6 protein-coding genes are annotated in these 6,075 nt (G+C 70.1%); 1 reads left to right on the top strand and 5 read right to left on the bottom strand.

The genetic code is table 11. The features are described from left to right. Positions 1-170 precede the first annotated feature (170 nt). The 3 genes from ACZ6TI_RS05870 to ACZ6TI_RS05860 all read right to left on the bottom strand — a co-directional run bounded on the left by ACZ6TI_RS05870 (position 171) and on the right by ACZ6TI_RS05860 (position 2,677). Positions 171-1,064 (bottom strand): DMT family transporter, encoded by an 894-nt coding sequence (locus ACZ6TI_RS05870; RefSeq protein ID WP_465343844.1) that lies wholly within the window; start codon positions 1,062-1,064, stop codon positions 171-173. 161 nt (positions 1,065-1,225) lie between these two features. Beyond that, complete coding sequence (locus ACZ6TI_RS05865) at positions 1,226-2,134, bottom strand: rhomboid family intramembrane serine protease (protein WP_465343843.1); 909 nt, start codon at positions 2,132-2,134, stop codon at positions 1,226-1,228. Between the two features lie 12 nt (positions 2,135-2,146). Further along, on the bottom strand, positions 2,147-2,677 hold the full coding sequence (locus ACZ6TI_RS05860; RefSeq protein ID WP_465343842.1) for a peptidylprolyl isomerase: 531 nt from the start codon (positions 2,675-2,677) through the stop codon (positions 2,147-2,149). A 129-nt stretch (positions 2,678-2,806) separates the two neighbouring features. Here ACZ6TI_RS05860 and ACZ6TI_RS05855 point away from each other — a divergent pair, with 129 nt between their 5' ends. Then, the gene (locus ACZ6TI_RS05855; protein ID WP_465343841.1) at positions 2,807-3,415 is read left to right on the top strand and encodes a hypothetical protein; all 609 of its coding nucleotides are present in this window, start codon (positions 2,807-2,809) and stop codon (positions 3,413-3,415) included. Positions 3,416-3,482: 67 nt separating this feature from the next. On the opposite strand, the gene eccB is transcribed toward ACZ6TI_RS05855, so the two are convergent. Continuing rightward, positions 3,483-4,886 carry a type VII secretion protein EccB gene (gene eccB / locus ACZ6TI_RS05850; protein WP_465343840.1) on the bottom strand — a complete coding sequence of 468 codons (1,404 nt, stop codon included), beginning with the start codon at positions 4,884-4,886 and terminating at the stop codon, positions 3,483-3,485. 44 nt (positions 4,887-4,930) lie between these two features. After that, positions 4,931-6,052 carry a magnesium/cobalt transporter CorA gene (gene corA / locus ACZ6TI_RS05845; RefSeq protein WP_465343839.1) on the bottom strand — a complete coding sequence of 374 codons (1,122 nt, stop codon included), beginning with the start codon at positions 6,050-6,052 and terminating at the stop codon, positions 4,931-4,933. Positions 6,053-6,075: the final 23 nt, after the last annotated feature.

The following is a 6,075-nucleotide window of genomic DNA, read 5'->3' as shown; positions in this document are numbered from 1 at the left end:
GAGCCGCTCTGCTCCCCGCAAGGAAGCGCTGGCTATCAGGCCGCAAAGCCGCTCTGCTCCCCGCAAGGAAGCGCTGGCTATCAGGCCGCAAAGCCGCTCTGCTCCCCGCAAGGAAGCGCTGGCTATCAGGCCGCAAAGCCGCTCTGCTCCCCGCAAGGAAGCGCCGCCCCTCAGGCCGCAGGGCGCCCTGCTCCCGCCGAGGCAGCGCGGGCCGGCCTTGCATAGAGAGTGGCCACCGCCGACAGCAACAGCGCGCTCCCCGCGACGGCCGCCGCGGACAGCGTCTCGCCGAGGATCGCGGCGGCCAACAGGGTGGCGGTCAGCGGCTCGATCAAGGTCAGCACGGCCGCGACGCTGCCCGGCACCCCGCGCAACCCGGCATAGAACAGCGCATAGGCCACGGCCGTCGTGACCACGCCCAGGTAGATCAGCAGGGTCACCGCGCCGGGTGCGGGTGTGAACAGCAAGCCGGGCGCGGCCAGGGGCAGCAACGCCAGTGCGCCCACCGCCGACGTCGCCGCGGTCAGTGACGTGGCGTCGCCTCGGGTCGACAGGTTTCGGCTCAGCAGGGCTGACACCGCGTACCCGAGGCCTGAACCGATCGCGGCCAGCAGGCCGAGGAAGGGGCGGGGCGCGCCCCCCGCGGGTTGTGCGGAGATCAGCAGGAGACCGATGAGCGCGGCGGCCACGATGATCACCGTGCGGAATTCCAGGCGCCGGGCCCGCAGCGCGTCCCAGGCGGTGAGGCCGACCGGCGCGATGCCGAGGCTCACCATGGTGGCGATGCCGACGCCCGCGTTGGCGACGGCGATGAAGTACAGGGCTTGGTAGCCGCCCAGGAAGACGCCGGTCACCGTGACCCGGAAGGGTGCGATCCGGAAGAGCCGGACCACCCCGCGGGCGGCGGTGAGCAGGACCAGGGCGGCGATCGCCAGGCGGTAGAAGCCGATGGCGACGGGAGTCAGGGTCGTCGACTCGCCCAGCAGGGCTACGGCGACGCCGGTGGTGCCCCACAGCACGGCGGCGGTGGAGATCTGGGACAGGTGGACACGGTCGTGCGACATGAAACGCGCTCCGGACGTGAGTCGTGACGGCGGGCGGCTGTCGGAGCGCGGACAGCAGCCGGCGACCTCATCGCGGGACGAGACCCGCGATGAGGTTGGGCGCGCACGCTCCGATCAGGAGCGCGGCGGGGAAAGGACGAGACTCACGGCCGGAAGGCTAGTCAGTTGAGCAGGCTGACGGTATGGAATATCGCCGCGAAGAGCAGCACCACCACGATCACCGCGCAGCCGGCCGCCTGGATCATCGTGCGGTTCTTCGCCGGCGCATAGGCCAGCACCGCCGCGGCCAGGGCGCCGGTGACCAGCCCACCGAGGTGGCCGGGGACCGAGAGGCCGGAGATCGCGAAGGTGAAGACCACGTTGATGACCAGCACCGGCAGGATCGGCGCGACGCTCATCTTCATCCGGCGCAGGATCACGAAGATCGCCGCCATCAGGCCGAAGACGGCGGTGGACGCGCCGACGGTCTTCTGCCACGGGTACGCGAACAGGTAGGCCGCCACGTTGCCGCCGAGTCCGGCCAACACGTAGAGCGCCACGAACCGCGCCCGGCCCAGCACCGACTCGAGCTCGCGGCCGAGGATCCACAGTGCGTACATGTTCATCAGCAGGTGCAGCACGCCGTAGTGCAGGAACATCGCGGTGATCAGGCGCCACCACTCGCCGGTGGCGATGCCGTGCGCCGCGCCGCCCTCGACATATGCCCCGTAGGCCAGCACCGAGCCCCAGTTGGTCAGCGGGGTCTGCTGACCGAGCAGGCCACCCCAGCCGCCGCCGGCCACCGCGCCGAGCCCACCGGTGAACACCGACAGGATCATCGCGCCGATGTTGATGCCGATCAGCGCGCGGGTGGCGGCGCCCGCACGGCCGGCCACGCTTCCGCCGAAGACGGTGCGGGCCGACCGCTGCGTGCGCTGTCCTTCTTTCACGCAATCGGGGCACTGGTGGCCGACCGACGCCTCGGTCATGCAATCGGGGCAGATCGGCTTCTCGCACCTGGTGCACCGGACATAAGTCTCCTTGGACGGGTGTCGGTAGCACACCGGAACCGTCACGGGAGAGTCACTCATAAAACAAAGGTACTAGTCGTTCACGCGCTCGATCTCGACGCGTTGGATCACGACGTCCTCGCGGGGACGGTCGCCCGGGCCGGTCGGCGTGGTGGCGATCGAGTCGACGACCTTGGCGCTCTGGTCGTCGGCCACGGTGCCGAAGATGGTGTGCCGGCGGTTCAGGTGCGGGGTCGGGCCCACCGTGATGAAGAACTGCGAGCCGTTCGTGCCCGGCCCGGCGTTCGCCATGGCCAGCAGATAAGGGCGGTCGAACTGCAGGTCAGGATGGAACTCGTCGCCGAACTGGAAGCCGGGGCCACCGCGGCCGGTGCCGGTGGGGTCACCCATCTGCACCATGAAGCCGGAGATCACGCGGTGCGAGATGGTCCCGTCGTAGTACGGCCCGCTGCCCTTCTCGCCGGTCCGGGGGTCCGTGTAGTCCTTGGTGCCCTCGGCCAGCTCCACGAAGTTGCGCACCGTGGCCGGCGCGTGGTCCGGGAAGAGCTGAACCCGGATCGGGCCGTGATTGGTGTGCAGGATGGCGTAAAGCTTCTCTGCCACGGGTACTCCTGTCTCTGGAGACATGTGTATAGCAGTTCGGATCCTCCCCCATGTGTCTGATTCCGGCAGCGCGGGGGTACCCGAGAAGGCACGATGATGTGGGAGAGAGCCACAGGAGGTGGGGCACTGGTGTTCGCAACGATGCGGCGGAAACGCCGCGCGACGAAGATGAAGAGTGAGCTCGGGCAGAGCGTGGACCACTTCAAGCGCGCCGCCACGCTCGCCGCGCAGGAGACCAGCGCGACGGTCGCACCGCGGATCGATGCCGCGCGTGACCGCGTGCAGCCTGCGGTGACGCAGGCCAAGGACGCCGCGTCCAGCAGCTGGGGCTCGGCGGTGGCAACGATCACGCCGCTGGTCGCGGCCGTGGCGGACAACGTCCGGTCGGCCGGCCACGAGTCCGCCAAGACGGGCCGGAAGACGGCCAAGGTCAGCAAGAAGAAGGCGAAGAAGCTCGAGAAGCGCGCCAACAAGGTGCTGAACCGGAACCAGAGCAGTGGTCGCACCGGCAAGCTGGTCGGTCTGGCGCTGGCAGGCGCCGCGATCGGCGCGGGCGCGGCCTGGTGGATGCGCCGCCGGCAGGCGGCGCAGTGGGACGAGTACGACCCCGCACCCGCCACCACCGAGCCGGTGGGCGCCGACGACGCTGCTTTCGAGCCGGCGCCGTTGAACAAGCTGGCCTCGGTCGAGGACCCGACGATCGCCGAAACGACCGGCGGTCGTCACAAGGAGTCCTGAGCCTCGGTTCACAGCATGCGACGGGTGGAGCGCCGACACGGCGGTCCACCCGCCGCTGTGCGTGCGCCTACTGCGTGGAGACGGCCTCGCGGGCCCTCTCGGCGTCGAGTGACGGCCCCTGCGGGAGCAGGGCGACGAACTGGGCGGGCACCTGCCGCGGCGTGACGTTGCCATAACCCAGCCGGGCGAGCAGGTCGCGGTTGGCGATCGGGTAACGCGTGGTGGTGTCGGTGACGATGCTGACCGTGCCGGTGCCGGCCGGCGCGTTCTCCGACGCGGCGGCCACGACCAGCGCACCCTTGCCGCGGGCGATGTGCACGAAGTCGGCCTGCACCCCGCCGGGGATGAACGCGTCACTGCGCACCGGCGCGCCGGTCGGCGCGCCCGGGTCGACCCGCAGCCCGATCTGGGTGTCCTTCTTGATCGGCAGCGTCATGCACGCCCGCTCACGCGGCTCGAGCAACTCGGGCACGGTGGCCGGCACCCCCTCGCCGGCGGCCAGCCGGAAGCGCGAGGGCGGCAGCGTGTTGAACGCGTTGCCCAGCTCGACCGGCGACTCGGCCCAGGTCTCCGCCTGCAGCAGCCGCGCCTGCAGCTCGGTGACCGCGGCCGCGCCGTCGGGCATCGCGACCGACCACTGCTGCCCGTCGGTGAGCAGCTGACCGACGTCGAAGCTCTGCACTCCGGACGGCGCGCCCTGGCGCTCGATGCGCGGCGCGCGCAGGTCGGCGCCGAGCGGGATCGAGTTGATGAACGCGGTGGCGACCGGCCACGGCGTCTGCGCGTTCCACCCTAGCGCCCGCAGCGTCGCCGTGCGCCGGCTCGCCGGGACCTGGAAGCGCCGGTTGCCATAGAGCAGATAGACCCGCTGGGCGACGTCCTCCACCAGCAGCGCCTTGCTCGCGCCGGGCGCCGCCAGCACGGTGCCGCCGCTCAGCGGGGCGCCGACCACCAGCGTGCTCTGCGCGGCGGAGTCGGTGGTGGTCACGCCGGCCGGGGTGGGTGCCGAACAGACCGACCAGTCGGCGGTGACCAGGTCTTTCTTCACCGGCAGCGAGTCGGGCGCGTCCGGGATGCCGAGCGGGTCGCCGAGCGACATGGTGGCCAGCCGCTCCCGGGACGTGCTCTTCATCTTGGGCGCCTGGCCGTTGGCGATCAGCAGGCCGGACGTGTAATTGAGCACCGGGTGCAGCTTGTCGTCCGACTTCAGATAGACGAAACGGGCGCCGGAGCCCTTTTCCATGAACACCACGGACTCGTCCTTGAGCTGCACGTTGCTCGCGCCGGTGAGCAGGCCGTAGACCGCCGCACCGCCGACCGCGAGCGCGGCGATGACCAGGCTGACCAGCGCGGTCGTGCCGGCTCGGCGCAGCGGTGAGCGATGCGGGTCGGGGTCATGGGTGACCAGCGCGGCCACCACTCGCTGCAGCGAGTACTGGTACGAATGAAGCTGGTCCTGACGCGACGGCACCCCGTCACTCTAGAAGCTCACATCGATGCGTGGGGGGTGGGTCCTCACAGCCAGCCGTTGCGGCGGAAGGCTCGATAGAGCAGCACCGAGATCAGAACCATGATGGTCAGCATCACCGGGTAGCCGTAGAGCCACTGGGTTTCCGGCATGTGCGCGAAGTTCATGCCGTAGACGCCGGCGATCGCGGTCCACACGGCCGAGATGCCGGCCCACGCGGCGATCTTGCGCATGTCGTTGTTCTGGTCGACGGTGACCTGGGCGAGGCGCGCCTGCAGGATCGAGTTCAGCAGGTCGTCATAGGACGTGACCTGCTCGACCGTACGGGTCAAATGGTCCTGCACGTCGCGGAAGTAGCGCCGGATCTCCTTGGGCACCAGCCGGTTCTGCGTCGCGGTGATGGTGGCCAGCGGGCGCTGCAGCGGCACCACCGCCCGGCGGAACTCCACCAGCTCCCGCTTCATCTGATAGATCTGCTGGATGCGGGCGCCGCTGTCCCGGGAGAACACGCTCTCCTCGATGATGTCCAGATCGGCCTCGACCTGGTCGGCCACCTCGACATAGAGGTCGACCACCCGGTCGGTCACCGCATAGGCCACCGCCCACGGCCCCTGCTCGAGCAGCGCGGGCCGCTCGTTCTCCAGGTTGGCCCGCACCGGCGCGAGCTCGGAGGCGTCGCCGTGCCGCACCGTGATCACAAAGCGCTCGCCGATGAACATCATCATGTGGCCGGTCTCGACCACCTGCGACGTCTCGGTCAGCTCGCTGTGCGGCACATAGCGGGCGGTGCGCAGCACCAGGAACTGGACCGCGCCGAACTGCTCCAGCTTGGGCCGCTGCTCGGCCTTGACCGCGTCCTCCACGGCGAGTTCGTGCAGGCCGTAGGTGCTCGCGATGTCGGTCATCTCGTCCGCGGACGGCTCGTGCAGACCGAGCCAGACGAATGCGTTCTCCCGCTCGCACGCCTCGCGCAGCGCGTCGTCGGGGCTGATGTCGCCGGGCACCCGCTTGCCGTCCACGTACAGCCCGCAGTCGACGACCGCGCTGCCGTAGTCACGGGAGCGGGAGGGGCGGTTGCTCGCGTCGGTGGTGCCGAGGAAGCGGTTCATCGCCCGCACCGGGGCGGTCCACGCTCGTGACAGCGACTTGTTGATGCTGCTTTCGCTCATGGTTTCCCTCCCCTGCTCCCGGC

The sequence above is a fragment of the Actinoplanes sp. NPDC051388 genome (assembly GCF_055586225.1).
The sequence above is the reverse complement of the archived record's forward strand: the minus strand, read 5'-3'. Positions and strand labels throughout refer to the sequence as shown.